The following is a 1,134-nucleotide window of genomic DNA, read 5'->3' as shown; positions in this document are numbered from 1 at the left end:
TGTGGATTGCGTAAGTCGATTTTTCGCAACCAGTGTCCGCAGAAGTAAACATCGAATAGGTCCTCTCGCTCGGTGCTGGGCCGGACTGCTATCACGTACCCACTCAGTGCCCTGGCGACGCGGAAATATTGGTTTTTGAACCTGAAGCGGCGGTCATTGACCTTCGCCAAGAAGTCGCTGGGGCTGTACTGAAACTCTTCCAGAGGCTGGGTATACGGTCGTGGGCTGGATTGGTATCGGTCCATCGGCACCTGATAACTCAAGGCTTCGTGGGGCCTGCGGTGGTTATAGATATCTCGCCACTCGTCAAACGCAGCTTGGGCTTCAGTCAGGTTTTTGAAGCTTCGTCCACTCAATACTTCGGCCTTCAACGAGCGGTGGAAACGCTCGTTCTTGCCGTTGGTTTGTGGGTGCCTAGGTCGACTGAAAGTAATTTTGATACCCAAACGAACGAGCCATAGGGTCAAGGGGGTCAATTGCCCCGGATTGTTTGGTGACCCCCAAGGCGCACCGTTGTCGGTATTGATCTGCGCGGGCAATCCATATCGACGAAATACCTCCGTCATATGTTCGCGCACCAACACGCCACGCTGATTGGCGCAGGCTTGAATAATCAAATTAAAACGGGAGTGATCATCCAGCATCGTCAAAGGAAAGCAGGCACCCTGACTGGTTTGGAAGAACCCCTTGAAATCCATCTGCCAAAGATCATTGGGCGCTGCATGCTCAAAGCGATGCCAAGGTTTTGATGCCGTACTGTCCTCGGGCAGGATCAAATCATGACGGTGCAGGATTTCGGTAACGGTACTGGGTGCAACCGCTTCATCGAGCACATGACTGATCTTGCGTCCACCCCATCTAGGATGCTGCTTGCGTAAGGTGATTACCTTTTCCTCAAGCGCAGGTGTGCTTTTTCGAGGGTTACTGAGTGGTCGACGGGATTGTTCAGACAGCCCCGACAGGCCCAGCTTTTCAAAACGTCGCAGCCATTTGTAGCCCGTTTGGGGGCTTATCTTGAAGCGGCGGCACAGCTCTCGCCGATTTGCATCGGGCTGTAAGGCCAGGGCAACGAACTCTTCTTTCAGACTCATAGCATCCCGCGCGTTCCAAGACATGGTGAATTCTCGGCAAGTC

At 53.4% G+C, this 1,134-nt stretch carries 1 protein-coding gene; it reads right to left on the bottom strand.

Annotated features, from left to right (window positions below; translation table 11 throughout):
- The coding region (locus DBP26_RS26800) for an IS481 family transposase (protein ID WP_112235860.1) at positions 1 to 1,115 on the bottom strand (1,115 nt) is incomplete at its 3' end.
- Between the last annotated feature and the right edge of the window lie 19 nt (positions 1,116 to 1,134).

The organism is Pseudomonas sp. RIT409, assembly GCF_003052515.2.
Taxonomy (GTDB): Bacteria; Pseudomonadota; Gammaproteobacteria; order Pseudomonadales; family Pseudomonadaceae; genus Aquipseudomonas.
Note: the sequence above shows the minus strand (reverse complement) of the source record. Positions and strands in the feature narration are given on the sequence as shown.